The organism is Streptomyces avidinii (assembly GCF_014650695.1).
GTDB classification, from domain to species: Bacteria; Actinomycetota; Actinomycetes; order Streptomycetales; family Streptomycetaceae; genus Streptomyces; species Streptomyces avidinii.
Genome location: NZ_BMVL01000006.1, coordinates 432366 through 446211, shown reverse-complemented (window position 1 = coordinate 446211; position 13846 = coordinate 432366). Strand labels below are relative to the sequence as shown.

Genomic DNA, 13846 nt, shown 5'->3' with positions numbered 1-13846 from the left:
GCGGGCCGCCGACCGGGCGACGGCGCGCACCGAGGTCGCCCACGACCCGCGGCGCCGGGTCTCCCCGGCCCGGGAGGGCGAGTGCGCACCGCGGCGGTCCGCCCTGTGCGCACTGGTCCTGCTCGCCGCCGGTACGGAGGTCGCCCCGCGGCGCGTGCTGGGCGCAGACGTCACGTCAGACGCGTGACCGGCAGGCGCAGCACCAGGCGGGCGCCGCCCTCCGGACCGTCCTCGGCCGTCAGGGTGCCCCCGTGGTGGGTGCTCAGGTCGCGGGCGATGGCCAGGCCCAGTCCGGCTCCGCCGTGATCGCGGCTGCGCGAGTCGTCGAGGCGCGTGAACCGTTCGAAGATCCGCTCGCGGTCCGCCGCCGGGATGCCGGGGCCGTCGTCGACGACCTCCACCACGGCCGTGCCCGGCCGTGCCCCCTTCGTGGTGCGCAGCGTGACGTCCACGCGCCCTGCGGCGTAGCGCTGCGCGTTGTCCACGAGGTTGGTGACGATCCGGCCGAGCCACAGCGCGCCCGCCGTGACCTCGACATCGGGCTCCAGCAGCAGCCGTACGGGGACCCGGTCGCCGAGGCGGCCCTCCACCACCTCGCGCACCAGGGCGGTCAGATCCAGCGGAGCGGTGACCACGGGCTGGGCCGCGTCGATGCGCGCGAGCAGCAGCAGGTCGGCAGTGAGGTGCTGGAGCCGTTCGATGTCCTCCAGGGCCCCGCCGATCAGCTCGGGCCACAGCTCCGGGTCCCGGACGGCCAGGGCCACTTCCAGCTGGGTGCGCAGGACGGTGATGGGACTGCGCAGCTCGTGCGAGGCGTCGGCGATGAACTGCCGCTGCCGGATTCCGGAGGCCTCCAGCCGGTCCAGGGTGGCGTTCATCGTCTCGGCCAGCCGGGCGACCTCGTCGTGGGTGGCCGGAACCGGCACCCTGCGGTGCAGGTCCCGGTCGGAGATCCCGGCGACCTCGGCCCGGATCTCCTCCACCGGCCGGAGCGCATGGCCGGTGACCCGCCAGGTCACCAGGGCGACGGTGGCCAGCAGCAGGGGCATGCCGATGACGAGGGCGGCGGTCGTGGTGTCGTCGGCCGCGTCCGCGTCCCGCAGGGAGGCGCCGGCGTAGACGATGGCCACACCGTCCGGGGTCTGCGTGACGACCTGGACGACCCGCTGCCGGTACTCGCCGTCGATCGGGCGGACCCGCCACGTGTGGAACCGGGTCCCCGGGACGCCGGGGGCGGGCGGCGGGAAGGCGGGCACACCGGCCAGGTTCGGGCTGGCGAACAGGATGCGGCCGTCGGCGCCCACCACCTGGACGAAGTCGATGCCGCGGGCCGGCGGACGTACGCGGCCCAGCTTGCCGGTGGCGGCGAGCTGCGCCACGTTCTCGGCCTGCCGGCGGGCGTCGTTCTCGGCGTTGCGCAGCAGGTTCGCCTCCAGCAGCCCGAGGAGGGCGAACGAGGCGACCGCCAGGGCCACGGCCACCACCGCACTGGCGCCCACGGTCGCCCGCGCCCGTACCGTGGTGGGCCACAACCGCCGCAGCCGCCGCAGCGCCGGCCAACGGCGCAGCGCCGGGCGCAGCACTGCGCGCAGGCCGGTGTACAGGGCGGCGCGTACGCGCTCGCGCAGGCGGGGACGCTCAGCCACCGTCGGCCGCCAGTCGGTACCCGGCTCCGCGTACGGTCTCCAGCGCGGCCCGCCCGAACGGCGCGTCGATCTTGCGGCGGACGGCGCTGACGTGGACCTCGACCACATTGGGATCGCCGTCGAAGGCGCTGTCCCACACCTGTTCCAGGATGTCCCGCTTGGGCACCACCTCGCCGGAGCGCCGGGCCAGGCACTCCAGCACCGCGAACTCCCGCGCGGTCAGCCGTATCTGCGTCACGCCCCGGGAACACGAGTGCCGGGCGGGGTCGAGCACCAGGTCGCCGAACCGCATCACCTGGGGACGCCGACGGCCGGTGCGCCGGCCGAGCGCGCGCAGCCGGGCGACCAGCACGAGGTAGGAGAACGGCTTGGACAGGAAGTCGTCGGCGCCGGTGTCCAGGGCCTCGGCCTCGTCGTACTCCCCGTCCTTCGCCGTGAGCATCAGGATCCCCGACTCGTTCCCTGCCGCGCGCAGCTTCGCGCACACCCGGTAGCCGTTCAGGCCGGGCAGCATGATGTCGAGCACGATCAGGTCGTAGTCGTGCTCGGTGGCCATCCACAGCCCCTGGGACCCGTCGTGGGCCACATCGACCGAGAACCCCTCCGACTGCAGCCCACGCTGCAGGGCCACGGCGAGCCGCCGTTCGTCCTCCACCACCAGTACGCGCATGCCGGACAGGATCTCAGTACCGCCGCGCCGCCGGCTGAAGAGGTCTTCAGGTGGCTTCAGCGGGGCTTCAGGTTCCGCTCAGCATGCTCGGGAACGAGCCGTGCACCACGCCCGGTTGTTCTGAGGAGTTCCCGTATGTCTGATTCTGTCCCGCCGTCCGAGCAGGCCGAGACCGCCGCCCATGCCGCCCCTCCGGCCGCGCATCCGGTCGTCCCCGAGACTGCGCCCGAGGCCGGAGCCCGCAAGCCGGCCGCCCTGGGCCGCCTCGTCCCCCGCGGCCGGAGCGCCCGCTGGGTGGCGGCGGGCGCGGCGGCCGTGGTGGTCGTCGGCGTGGTGACGGCGGTGGCCGCGGCCGAGCACCACGACCACCACATGCGCGTCGAGCGAGGCCCGCACTTCGCCTGGGCCGGACCCGGACCCGAGGGCGGCCTCCGGGGCGGCCCGAAGAACGCCGAACCGCGCCACGAACGCGGCCCCGGTGAGCCCGGCCGTCCGGCGGGCCCCGACGCGCCCGGCGGGCCGGGCCGCCACGGGGGCGGCAAGGAAGCCCCGGCGCCCGCCCCCATCCCCTCCCTGGCCATCGGCGAGGCGGCCGAGAAGGCGGCCGCGGCGGTGCCGGGCGGCAAGGTGGCGGGGCTGCGCGCGGTCGCCCAGGACGGCGGCGGCAGCGCCTGGCTGGCCGTGGTCATCGGCTCCGACGGAGTCCGCCACGCGGTCACCGTCTCCGGCACCGACGGCACGATCACCAGCAACACCACGATGGACCGCTGAGCCGAGGGGGCCGCGCGCTACGGGTTCATCGCCCGGCCCCCGATCCCGGGGGACCCGCCGAGCTGCCCCCGCCACCAGGCGGCCATCTCGGCGCCGTTCATGCTCGCCCAGGCCGGGGTCCGCTCGACCTGGGCGCGTCCCAGCCGGCGGGCCAGCGCGACCAGGTCGCGTCCGGCGGCGCCGCGGGTCTCCTGGTACCCGCGCAGCAGCTCCTCGAAGGTTCCGCAGCCGCGCCAGCCGTCGGCGAGGGCGGTCGCGTCCTGGAGGGCCTTCGCGGCGCCGCTCGTGTTGTGGGGGCGTACGACGCTCGCGGCATCCCCCGCGAGCAGCAGCCGGCCGGCAGCGGCGCGCGGGGTCTCCATGTCGTAGATGGGCTGGACGAAGGTGTCCGCCGGGCCGGTGAGGGCGAGCGCCCGACCCCAGTACGGCGGGAACTCGCGATCGACCAGCGCGGCCAGCTGCAGCGCCAGCGCGGGGGTGAGGCCGCCGGGCGGGAAGCTCGTCGGATCGTCGAGGCGCAGGCTGCCGTCCTGCGGCGGAGCGGCATAGAGCACCCAGTTCACCCGCGGGCCGTCGGGCCCGGGAATGCGGTAGATGACGCAGGAACCGCCGGCGAAGCAGACCGTGGTCACCGCCTCCGGGAACGCGTCCGCGACCGGGCCGAGCCCGGTGAGCAGCGCCGCGTCGAAGTTGCCGCGCCAGCACACGTAACCGGCGTACTCCGGCCGGGAGTCCGGGCAGAGCGCCGCGCGCACCACCGAACGGTACCCGTCGGCGCCCACGACCAGGTCGTACCGCTCGACGGAACCACCCGCGAGCCGGACGTCGGCGCCCGAGCCACCCGCCCCCTCGGCGCCCGTCACCGTCTCCCCCTGCCGGTAGACCACCGAATCCGGCACGGACTCGCGCAGCCCGTGCCAGAGCAGGCCCCAGTGGTAGGAGCGGAAGGGAAACGGCTGCTCCCAGACCACCCGGCCGCCCGGCCCGTGGGCATCGTCCCGGACCACCCAGCGGCGCCGCTCCAGCGGGTGCGCCGCGATCCCGGCGGGCAGCGCCCCGCTCGCACCGAGCTCCGCGCCCCGCTCGTTGTGAATGCACAGCCCGACGCCCCGGTCCTGGAGCCGCCCGCGCGTGCGTTCCAGCACCACGACCTCACCGGCGCCCGCCCGTGCCACCGCCGTGGCGATGGCGCACCCGGCGATGCTCCCGCCGACCACCGCAACCCTTCCGCCCCGCATGACCGTCTCCTCGTCGACGCGCATGACGGACGCGACCCTCACCGGGCCGGCCCCTCTACCGATGATGCCGGGACGCCGCCGGCGGCGGCACGGGTCGCGCGGAACCCTGGAGGGCGAGCGCGGTGAGTACCACCAGCGCGTCGGTCCACCCCAAGGGAGCCACGGCGGACGGCAGCCCGGCCCCGTTCACGGTCTCCGGCAGCTCACCCAGCCCGTTCCGCCGGGACAGTACCCAGTCGAGCACCCTGCCCGCCTTCGCCTGCTCACCCGTACCGGCCCAGGCCAGGGCGAAGAAGGAGGTGCTGGCCGTCCACGCGTACGAACCCCAACTGAAGGAGGGGTCGTTGCCGGGCGAGACCCCGCCGTTCGGCAGCAGCAGCGCCCGGTAGGTGGAGTCCAGCGCCTCGCCGAGACCGGCGGGGGCGGAGTTGAACGGGGGCGCCATGAACGCCACCGCGCTGTCCCGGCCGTGCTTGCCGTCGACGGTCCGCTGGTAGCCCAGCGGGGCGAAGGCGGCGGCGATCCCGGCCGACAGCCGCCCGGCCGCGTCCCCCCAGCGCTCCGCGTCCGCGCCCCTGCCCAGCCGGGCGGCCAGGTCGGCCGCCGAATTGAGCCCGGCCAGCAGCGGAGCGGCGGTACCGATGTTGGTGGTCGTCGTGTCCAGCTCCCAGTAGTCCGGGGAGGCCGGAGGCAGCCCGTCCGGCCCCAGCGACCCCGCGGCGTGGTCGGCCGCCCGGCTCACCATCGGATAGAGCTCGCGCAGCCGGTCGTCCCGCCCCTCTGCCGGTGCCGCCCGGTACCACTGCCAAGTGGCCCAGGGAACCCAGCCGTTGGCGTCCAGCTGCCACTTCCGCGCGTCCGGCGGGCCGCTGCCGTCCAGCAGCGTGCGGGCCTCCCAGGTCCCGTCGGCCCGCTGGGTGCGCGCGTCGTAGCTCAGGATCCGGTACGCCTCCTCGTCGTGCCCGGTCGCGGCGAACGCGACCGCGGCGAACGCCCCGTCGCGGGGCCACGAGTACTCCCACGGCGGCGCCCACGCCGCGGCGAACGCCCCGTTCGGTTTCAGCAGCGCCCTCATCGACAGCAGGGCGCGCTGCGAAGCCGTCCGCTGCGCGTCGGTGGCGCCCGGCACCGTGCCCGCCGCCAGCCACGCGCGGCTCTCCTCGATCTGGGCCAGGGCGCCCGGGTCGTCCGCCGCGACCACCGTCGACGCCGAGGCCCCGTCGGGCAGGTACCGCCACCGGCCGGAAGGCAGGCGCAGCACGTTGCTCCCGTCGACGTAGGAGGCGCCCACGGCGAACGAGGGCAGGACGGCCTCGGTGCCGACCCGGTTGGTCAGCAGGCCCGAGGTACGGGCGGCGAGGGCGGAAGCGGGCACGTAGCAGGGCTCGGTCTCCCCGCAACGCTCGCTGCCGGTGGGGTTGACGTGGAAGGCCGGCCGGGAGGTGGCGGCGTGCCAGCCGCCCCAGTACGCCCTGTCGTAGTTCCAGGCGGTCAGCGAGCCGGGCACGGACCGTACGGTGCCGTACCAGGCGATCGGTCCGCTCTCCACGGTGCTCGCCTGGAGGAACAGGTAGTACACGGTGCCCGCGGTGACGGCGGCGTCGAGCGGGAACTCGACCCAGCCGGCTCCGGCGCCGCCGAGCGAGGCGAGGTCCAGGGTCGTCGAGGCGATCGCCGACCCGGCGTCCGTACGGACCCGGCGGACCTGGGCGGTCACGGTGCCCGTCGCCGCCCCGCTGCCCAGCCAGACGCTCACCCGGGACAGCCGGGTGCCGTCCACGGTGAACTCCTGCGCCGCCGCGTTGTTCGTGGCCTTCACGCCGAACAGTGCGGTCTCGTGGCCGACCTGGCCGTCGTAGGGGACGGCGGCCAGGTCGGCCGCCCGGCCGGGGCCGGGGAGCGAGGCGGGGACCCCGGCCAGGGCCAGGGAGAGCACGACGGGCAGCAGGGTCCTCGCGAACGCCATACGGGGCACGCCCTTCCTGGTCGACGGGCGCGCGGGGCGGAGGAGCCGGGGCGCCGGAAGCTGGACCCACCATGCAGGCATCCGGCACCGCGGCGGCGTGAGTCGGGCCGTGTCCCACCGGATGGGGTGGCCGTGGCATCCGTTCGTGTGACGGGAGCGGCTGCGGGCGACGGTTACGGGCGCGCATCGGCGGACGGCGGCGCACGTCGGTGGAGACGGCGCACGGCGGGCACCCCGGGGGCGCGCACGGGGGAACCGGGGCGCACGGAGAGGCGTATGCGCTTCCTGCGGAAGATTTCCGGAGACCGGCTTGCACGATCGGGCTCGTTTTCCGATGGGGTGGTGAATGGGAGCGCACAGAGCTCCGCGGCTGCCGGTCCGGGGGCAGGCAAGCCGGTTGTGCATGATCCATCTGGAAGGTTCCGCGCCGACGTGAATGTTGCCGAAACGGCCGCCCTCGCGCTGTTAGTCACCCCTGCCCGTTGTCTCGTCATCCATGTGTTCAGGGCGCCCGTGCGCCTGCCGGGCGCGGGCGTACGGACGAGAACCGGCGGACCGATCGCCGGTTCTCGGCGTGCCGGTCCCCGCGCCCGCCACCAAGAGGTCCCCGTCGCACCGGTGTGCGACGAAGAACAGCCGTGGGGGAGCGTATGAGCGAAGGCGATTTCGATCCATCGGGGGACCAGGCGGTCTCCAGCGAACTGGCCGGCGTACTGCCGGTGGACTTCACCGCTTTCCACTCCCAGCAGCACCGCGCCTATCTGCGCTACGCCCACCTGCAGCTGGGCAACCCCAAGGACGCCGAGGAAGTCGTCGACGACGTGTTCACCTTCCTGCTGAAGGTGTGGCACCAGGCCCTGAAGGAGGCGAGCCTGCACGGCTTCGCGTGGGCGGTGCTGCGCGAGCACGTGGAGAGGCGGCTGACGGCGCTGGGCCGCCAGGTCGCGATGGTGGAGACGGCGTGGTTCGCCGCGCTGCGCCGCTCGTCCAGAGAGCGGCTGGAACTGCTGGAGTCGAAGCTCGGCCTGTACGCGGCCATCGCGGGGCTGTCCGAGCGGCAGTACGACGTGGTGCTGCTGGGGTTCCTCCTCGGCAACGACTCCGACACCGTCGCCCGGATGATGGGGATCACCCCCGCGACGGTCCGCTCGCACATCCGCGGCGCACGCCGAACCCTGTCCCGCAAGCTCGGGGTGGACTGGATCCCCGGAGAGGAGAAGGACCAGTGAGCGACATGCCCCGCCACCGCGACATGCCGCTGTGCGAACTCGACGCGGCCCTGGAGGACGCGACGGTACTCGCGGAGGAGTACGCCGGATACGACGAGGGAGCGGCCCGTCGCCGGATCGCCCGCCGCATCGTCGCCGACCGTGCCCACTCCACGACCGGCACGAGCGGCACGACCGGTTCGCCCGGGGTCGCCGTCCCGTCGGCACGGAGGCAGGCATCCGCAGCCTGTGCCACCGCCGACGACCTCGTCCTGGACGCCGCCTGCCATGTGCGCGCCGCCCGGGGTCTGGACGACCTCACCTGGTGCCTCGTGGAGAGCCGGGCCTTCGCCGAGCTCGCCCTCGACGCCGAGTCCTGGCCCCACGGCGTGGACTCGGCGCTGCTGTTCGGCTGCCTGCTCCACCTGGCCGACCGGATGGAGGGCGCGCAGTTCTGGTTCCAGTACGCGGCCGGTGCGGGCTCGCGGACCGCAGCCCGTTGCCTCTACCTCCTCCACCTCGCCCGCGCCGAGGTCGCCACCGCCCGCTACTGGATGCGCCAGGCGCGGACCCTGCCCGCGGAGGAGCACCTGCCGCCCCTGCCGCAGTTCCCCGAGAACCTCGAAGAGGCCCTCGGCGCCTCGGTCATCTGGACCTCCCCGCCCATCACCACCCAGGACCTCACCACCCTCACCACCGGTCCGGGGCGGGCCGGCCGATCGCCGTGCCGACTCCCCGTACGGCTGCGCCAGGCCCTCATGGCCCGCTCCAGCAAGGACCACCCCGACCTGGGGGAGGTCTACACCCCCGGCCCGCAGGTGGCGGTCGCCGTCGCGCAGAACGCGCGGCTCAACCCGCTGCACCTGACGTACCAGGCGAACGGATGGGCACTGGAAGCCCTGAAACAGCCGCAGTTGACCCACGCCGCCCGCAAGACCCCCGAAGGACGCCCGGCGCCCGCCCCGCTGGAATCCGTCCATCAGGCGCTGCGGGTCCTGGAGGTCATCAACCGCTACTCGGGCGGGGTGAACCTGACACAGATCGCCCGAGAGGCGGCACTGCCCCAACTGGTCCTCGCCCGCGCTATGGAGCAGCTGATCCGCGCGAACCTGGCCACCCCGATCGCACCGGACGCGTATGTCGCCGGCAACGCCCTCGTGCTGGCGGACTCGCCGACCGGAGAAGGCCGCGGGCACCTGCGCGAGACCCTCGCCTGGGTGCGGGACGCCGTCGGCGCCGCCGTGTACGTCGCCCGCTACACCGACGGCGAGGTCTCCATCACCCAGTACGCCGACGGCCCGGCCGCACCCGTGGTCGAGGAGTGGGTCGACTTCCGCGTCGCCGCCCACGCCTCCGCCGTGGGCAAGGCGCTGCTGACCCAACTCGACTACGACGAACGGAAGGACCATCTGGCGCGCCACCGGTTGACCCGCTTCACCCCGCACACCCTCACCGGCCAGCAGGACCTCTTCCACCAGCTCGACCACCGCCCGCCGAACGCACCGCTCCTCGACCTCCAGGAGTACGCGATCGGCACGGTGTGCGCGGCGGTACCGATCACCGCGGGCCCGAACGCGGAGTGCGTGGCCCTGTCCATCCCCGTTCCCGACCCCGGGCGGCTGAAGCAGGCCGCCCGGATCCTGCAGAGCGAGGCGGCCGCGGTCCTGCTCGCCCTGATCGTCGCCGGCAGCACCCCGTCCACGGCCCGCCGCCCGGAGGGCACCGTCCTGTCGCCCACCGCGTAGACCGGTCACCGCACACGACGGGCCCGCCGCCCCCGGGGTGCGGCGGGCCCGTCGGCCGGGCGTCGTCAGAGCCCGTCGCTCCCGGCGATGAGGCCGGGCAGTTCGCGCATGTCGTGGAAGACGACGGTGCCGGCCCCTCGGAGCCGTTCGGCCGGAGTCAGGCCCCCCGCATAGCCGAAGGCGCGCATGCCGGCGGCGCGGGCGGCCTCCACCCCGGGCCGGCTGTCCTCGACGACCGCGCAGGCCGCCGGGTCGACACCCATCCGCTGCGCGGCGTACAGGAACAAGTCCGGGGCCGGCTTGCCGTGCCGGACCTCGGTGGCGCTGTAGATGCGGCCCGCGAAGTGGTCGTAGAGGCCGGTGCGGCCGAGGGTGTGGCGCATCTTCTCGTGCGAGCCGCTGGAGGCGACGCAGGTCGGCAGGGTGATCGCGCCGAGCGCCTCGGGCAGCCCCTCGACGGCCGACAACCCGGTGTCCACCGCCTCACGGTGGCGTTCCTCGAAGAGCGTGTGCCAGATGTCGGCCACCTCGTCGCCGACCCGTGCCACGATGTCCTCGAGGATGGAGGCGGTGGAGCGCCCGACGAACCGCTCCATGACCTCGCCCTCGGTGAGCGGCCAGCCCAGCTCCGCACCCAGCGCGACCTGGATGGGCACCGCGATGCGTTCGCTGTCGACCAGCACTCCGTCGCAGTCGAATATGACGAGTTCAATCGGCTTGATCATTCCCGCAGCATAGGGGGCCGGTCACAGCCCGTGGGCATGCGGTGGCCGGTGCGTCAGGGGGTGACGATGGCGAAGTCCGGGTCGGGGGAGTCGAGGTACGCGAAGAGTTCGGTGACGGCCCCGGCGTCGCCGTCGACGGCCACGCCCTCGCGCCGCACGAGTTCGTCGGGGGCCACGGCGCCGTGGCAGTGGACGCCGCAGCACGTCGAGGAATGGTCGGCCGATCTGCGGGCCGTGCACGGCTGTGTCAGCTCGACGCTGCGCAACTACCAGGGCTCGGTGTGGCAGTTCTGCGACTTCCTGACCGATCCAGCCTACGGCTGGAGCGACGAGACGGACGGCGGGCCACCGGCGCCGGGCCGCCAGCGGCAGGGTCTGGGCCAGGGTCAGCGTGATGCCCAGCACGCTCGCCGGCCGCTCGGGCAGATCGCCGATCTGCGCGCCGATGTTCGACAGGGTCGGCGCGAAGGCGAGCAGCGCGAGCACCAGGGCCCCAGGACGCCGTCCTCGAAGGAGGCGCCCTCTTCCCTCCACCAGTTGAGCGGCGCCCGGAGCTGTGAGGGGCCCCAAGATGCCTGACGGGACGTCACTTCAGTATCCTCCGGTCGGTCTGTGTCAGTGCCGGACCCGCCGCCGGGGCAGCAGCAGGGTTACCGCGCCGGCGGGCGAGGACGAACATCGGGACGGTGATCAGCACGCCGAGATCAGCAGCAGGGACACGAGGATGAAGCCCAGACCGATCCCACCGCCGAGCAGCGCCTCGCGCAGCGCGCCGGGCCGGGCGATCTCCGGCGTGGCGCGCCCCGCGAGCCGGCGCATCACCACACCCGGGCCATCAGGCGTCGGATGGGGGGCCGCTGCCGCCGGTCGCCGTGTCACCCGGACCGAGGGGCCTGACCGCTTGTGAGCGCTACCTCCGTCCCACCCATCACCGCGTGGGCGAGACCCAGGCCGCTGCTGGCCCTCATGGCCTGACCTCGGGCAGCGGACGCACGCTTGAGAACGAGCCCCGGCAGCCGGACGGTACAGCCCGAGGACAGCCCAGCAGGGCGCCAGTCAGTGGCAGAGCCACGACCACAGGAACCCGCCTACGCGTATCAATGTCAGAGGCTGTCTGTAGCATCCGTGGCCAGGTTGGTGACCCGCCCACCCACAAAGGGGAGGGACGGGGTCGTGAACGGGCTGCGAGGAGCGTGTGGCGATGGCGAACGGCAACAGGGCCGTCGGGCCGACGCCGGATTCCGACGACGAAGCCGCGCTGTTGCGGCCGTTGGAGTTCGCCGAAGGCGCGGGTCTGCCCCTTGCCCTGTGGGTGGTCCTGGCACGTGCCCTGTCGGGTCACCCGTGGACGGCTCAGGACGTGAGCGTGTTCCGGGACCGGGCGGGCGAACTCCTGGTCGAGACACAGACACCGGAGGGTGTGGCCTACCGGTTGCGTGCCCGGGGAGCTCGGCCGGGCGAGCGGCAGACGCAACGGGCGGTCACGAGCGCGTTGCTGGCCGAGGTGCCCCTTGACGGGGACAGCGGGCACCGCGACTGGCCGGCCGCCGCACCGTACATCGTCGACCATCTCGCCGCCCACGCCGCCGCGGCCGGTGCCCTGGACGAGATACTCGAGGACTCCGAGTACATGGTGCACGCGGCCCCGCAGGGGCTGCTCCGCGCGCTCAACATCCCGGGCTCGTCCCAGGGGACGGTGCGGCGGAGTATTTACCGGGCATCCGTCCACGTCCACGCCACCGCGAGCCTGCCCGAAAGGCGGGACATCCTCGCCGTCGACGCCGCGCGCCACGGTGAGACCGGCCTCGCCCGGGAGCTGTCTCGCGGCCGCCCGTGGCGGCCGCGCTGGGCGACCGGCACGATGGTTCATCCAGCGCTGCGCTTCACCAAGACGGGACTGGGCGTGGACGCCGCCGCGTGCACCGTCATCGACGGGCGTCCCCACGCGGTGACCGGCTGCTACGACGCGAACGTCCGCGTGTGGGACATGGTCGACGGAACCGAACGCCTTGTCATCACCGAGGACGACGGGGTCTACGCACTGGACTGCGTCGAGATCGACGGGCGTCCCCATGTCGTCACGGGAACCTGCTCCGGCAGCCTACGGGTGTGGGATCTGGATACCGGGGCCGAGCGGTTCGCCCTCGGAGGTCACAAGGGCTGGATATACGCGGTGGGCTGCACGGTGATCGACGGCCGGCCGCACGCCGTCACTGCCGGAGAGGACTGCCTGGTCCGGCTGTGGGACCTGGTCGACGGGTCGGAACGTGCGCGGATGCCCGGCCACACCGAGGAAGTACGAGCGGTGGCGTTCGCCGAGGTCGCCGGCCGGCCCGTGGCCGTGACCGGGGGCTATGACAACACGGTGAGGCTGTGGGACCTGGAGGACGGCGTCGAGCGGGCCGTGCTCACCGGTCACACGTCGGCCGTCTACTCGGTGGCCTGCACGGTGATCGACGGCATCCCCCACGCCATCACCGGGAGCGGCGGGGAGCACGCGGCACGGGTCTGGTGCCTGACCGACGGCTCGCAGCGCGCGGTGCTGGACGGGCACACCTCGTGGATAGCTGCCGTGAGCTGCTTCGACCTCGGCGGACGCCCCCACGCGTTGACCGCCGGCGGCGACTGCACGGTGCATGTGTGGGATCTGACCGAGAACACGGAGCGCGCCGTCCTGACCGGACACCACGGCTATGTGGACGCGCTGGCCGGCACGGAGATCGACGGGCGCCCGTACGCTGTGAGCGGCGGCCATTCCGCGCCCCCGCGCGTATGGGACCTGGGTGACGCCGCCCTGCCCGCGGGACACAAGGGCCACACCGGGACCGTGCAGGCCGTGGACGCCGTGGAGATCGACGGCCGTCCGCACGTCGTCACCGGAGGCGACACCACAATACGGGTCTGGGACCTGGCCGATGGGACGGAACGAGGCACCCTGCCCCACGGGCACCGTGTGGAGGCGCTGGCGTGCACAACGGTCCACGACAGCCCCTACGCTGCCGTCGGAGGCTGCTGCGGCGTCGCCCGGGTCTGGGACCTCGCCGCAGGGACCGGGCTTCGGGACCTTCCCGGACCCGACCGCCGGTTGGAGACCGTGGCGTGGGCGGATGTCAACGGCCGTCCCTACGTGGTCACCTCCGACCAGGACCGCACCATACGCGTGTGGGATCTGGACGAAGACGTGGAGCATCCGCTCCACAGCGACCGCACCCGCTCGGCGGTGCGGGCCATGGAGCCCGTCACCGTCGACGGCCACCCCCACCTCCTCACGGGCAGCGATGACGCTGCACTGCGGCTGTGGAGGCTCACGGAGAAGGGCCGACGTGTCACCGCCACCGTCCACACGGGGCACCACTGGATACGGGCACTCGCCGGCACCGTCCTGGAGGGCCGTCCCCACGCGCTGACCGTGGGCGGGAACGACACCGCAGTACAAGTGTGGGACCTGACGGACGGCACCCTGCGGTCCACCCTTGCGGGACACCCGTCAGGAGTTCTCGCGGTGGCCTGCACCCCGCGGGACGACCGTACGGACGCCATCACCTTGGACGGCAGCGGTACGGTCCACGTCTGGGATCTCGCGCCGGCCCGGCTCCGGGAGAAGGTCGCGCTGCCGACGCGGGCCCAGTGCATGACCGCCGTCGGCCAAGGCCTCGTCATCGGCATGGGCGACGACGTGGTCGTGCTTGACCGCAATCGCTGAGGCAGGAACGGGGTGGACGGTGACGCATCCCGAGGCGGCGAGGAGCGCGGCAAGGAGCAGGGGAAGGTACCGGCGACGCATGCCGCCACCGTGCCGCACAAGACCCGCAGCGCGCCCCTGACGGCCCCGCTGCACCCCTGAGACAGTAGGCCTTCACCGCATCGGGGGAGATCT

The 13846-nt window shown here is 73.7% G+C and carries 12 protein-coding genes; 5 read left to right on the top strand and 7 right to left on the bottom strand.

The genetic code is table 11. The features are described 5' to 3' along the window. Positions 1-170: 170 nt before the first annotated feature. Positions 171-1541: a sensor histidine kinase gene (locus IE257_RS18520; protein ID WP_189970204.1), complete on the bottom strand. Its 1371-nt coding sequence runs from the start codon at positions 1539-1541 to the stop codon at positions 171-173. A 97-nt stretch (positions 1542-1638) separates the two neighbouring features. Next, positions 1639-2316: a response regulator transcription factor gene (locus IE257_RS18515; RefSeq protein WP_189969932.1), complete on the bottom strand. Its 678-nt coding sequence runs from the start codon at positions 2314-2316 to the stop codon at positions 1639-1641. A 135-nt stretch (positions 2317-2451) separates the two neighbouring features. Between IE257_RS18515 and IE257_RS18510 the strand changes: the two genes are divergently transcribed. Further along, positions 2452-3087 carry a hypothetical protein gene (locus tag IE257_RS18510; protein ID WP_189969930.1) on the top strand — a complete coding sequence of 212 codons (636 nt, stop codon included), beginning with the start codon at positions 2452-2454 and terminating at the stop codon, positions 3085-3087. 17 nt (positions 3088-3104) lie between these two features. On the opposite strand, the gene IE257_RS18505 is transcribed toward IE257_RS18510, so the two are convergent. Both IE257_RS18505 and IE257_RS18500 read right to left on the bottom strand, forming a co-directional pair. Further along, a complete protein-coding gene (locus IE257_RS18505) occupies positions 3105-4367 on the bottom strand; it encodes an FAD-dependent monooxygenase (RefSeq protein ID WP_229920482.1) in 1263 nt (420 codons plus the stop codon). 13 nt (positions 4368-4380) lie between these two features. Then, positions 4381-6291, bottom strand: a complete 1911-nt coding sequence (locus IE257_RS18500) for a glycoside hydrolase family 15 protein (protein WP_189969928.1) — start codon at positions 6289-6291, stop codon at positions 4381-4383. A gap of 650 nt (positions 6292-6941) precedes the next feature. On the opposite strand from IE257_RS18500, the gene IE257_RS18495 reads away from it, so the two are divergent. Both IE257_RS18495 and IE257_RS18490 read left to right on the top strand, forming a co-directional pair. Further along, positions 6942-7520: an RNA polymerase sigma factor gene (locus IE257_RS18495; protein WP_229920481.1), complete on the top strand. Its 579-nt coding sequence runs from the start codon at positions 6942-6944 to the stop codon at positions 7518-7520. 893 nt (positions 7521-8413) lie between these two features. Next, positions 8414-9244 carry an IclR family transcriptional regulator domain-containing protein gene (locus tag IE257_RS18490; RefSeq protein ID WP_229920506.1) on the top strand — a complete coding sequence of 277 codons (831 nt, stop codon included), beginning with the start codon at positions 8414-8416 and terminating at the stop codon, positions 9242-9244. A gap of 65 nt (positions 9245-9309) precedes the next feature. Here IE257_RS18490 and IE257_RS18485 read toward each other — a convergent pair whose 3' ends face one another. The 3 genes from IE257_RS18485 to IE257_RS38965 all read right to left on the bottom strand — a co-directional run bounded on the left by IE257_RS18485 (position 9310) and on the right by IE257_RS38965 (position 10788). Further along, positions 9310-9969, bottom strand: a complete 660-nt coding sequence (locus IE257_RS18485) for an HAD family hydrolase (RefSeq protein ID WP_189969925.1) — start codon at positions 9967-9969, stop codon at positions 9310-9312. Between the two features lie 53 nt (positions 9970-10022). Continuing rightward, positions 10023-10145, bottom strand: coding sequence for an alkyl sulfatase C-terminal domain-containing protein (locus IE257_RS38450; protein WP_229920480.1), 123 nt, complete (start codon positions 10143-10145; stop codon positions 10023-10025). Between the two features lie 514 nt (positions 10146-10659). Next, entirely contained in the window at positions 10660-10788 is a 129-nt protein-coding gene (locus IE257_RS38965; RefSeq protein WP_268251415.1) for a hypothetical protein, read from the bottom strand. A gap of 382 nt (positions 10789-11170) precedes the next feature. Here IE257_RS38965 and IE257_RS18465 point away from each other — a divergent pair, with 382 nt between their 5' ends. After that, positions 11171-13672, top strand: a complete 2502-nt coding sequence (locus tag IE257_RS18465) for a WD40 repeat domain-containing protein (RefSeq protein WP_189969921.1) — start codon at positions 11171-11173, stop codon at positions 13670-13672. A gap of 12 nt (positions 13673-13684) precedes the next feature. Then, the gene (locus IE257_RS38960) at positions 13685-13813 is read left to right on the top strand and encodes a hypothetical protein (RefSeq protein WP_268251414.1); all 129 of its coding nucleotides are present in this window, start codon (positions 13685-13687) and stop codon (positions 13811-13813) included. Positions 13814-13846: the final 33 nt, after the last annotated feature.

What these genes read in the sequence shown, in the direction of transcription:
- IE257_RS18465 (WP_189969921.1), top strand. Translation starts at nt 11,171, where the DNA reads ATGGCGAACGGCAACAGGGCCGTCGGGCCGACGCCGGATTCCGACGAC.
- IE257_RS18510 (WP_189969930.1), top strand. Translation starts at nt 2,452, where the DNA reads ATGTCTGATTCTGTCCCGCCGTCCGAGCAGGCCGAGACCGCCGCCCAT.
- IE257_RS18485 (WP_189969925.1), bottom strand. Translation starts at nt 9,969, where the DNA reads ATGATCAAGCCGATTGAACTCGTCATATTCGACTGCGACGGAGTGCTG.
- IE257_RS18515 (WP_189969932.1), bottom strand. Translation starts at nt 2,316, where the DNA reads ATGCGCGTACTGGTGGTGGAGGACGAACGGCGGCTCGCCGTGGCCCTG.
- IE257_RS38965 (WP_268251415.1), bottom strand. Translation starts at nt 10,788, where the DNA reads ATGCGCCGGCTCGCGGGGCGCGCCACGCCGGAGATCGCCCGGCCCGGC.
- IE257_RS18500 (WP_189969928.1), bottom strand. Translation starts at nt 6,291, where the DNA reads ATGGCGTTCGCGAGGACCCTGCTGCCCGTCGTGCTCTCCCTGGCCCTG.
- IE257_RS18495 (WP_229920481.1), top strand. Translation starts at nt 6,942, where the DNA reads ATGAGCGAAGGCGATTTCGATCCATCGGGGGACCAGGCGGTCTCCAGC.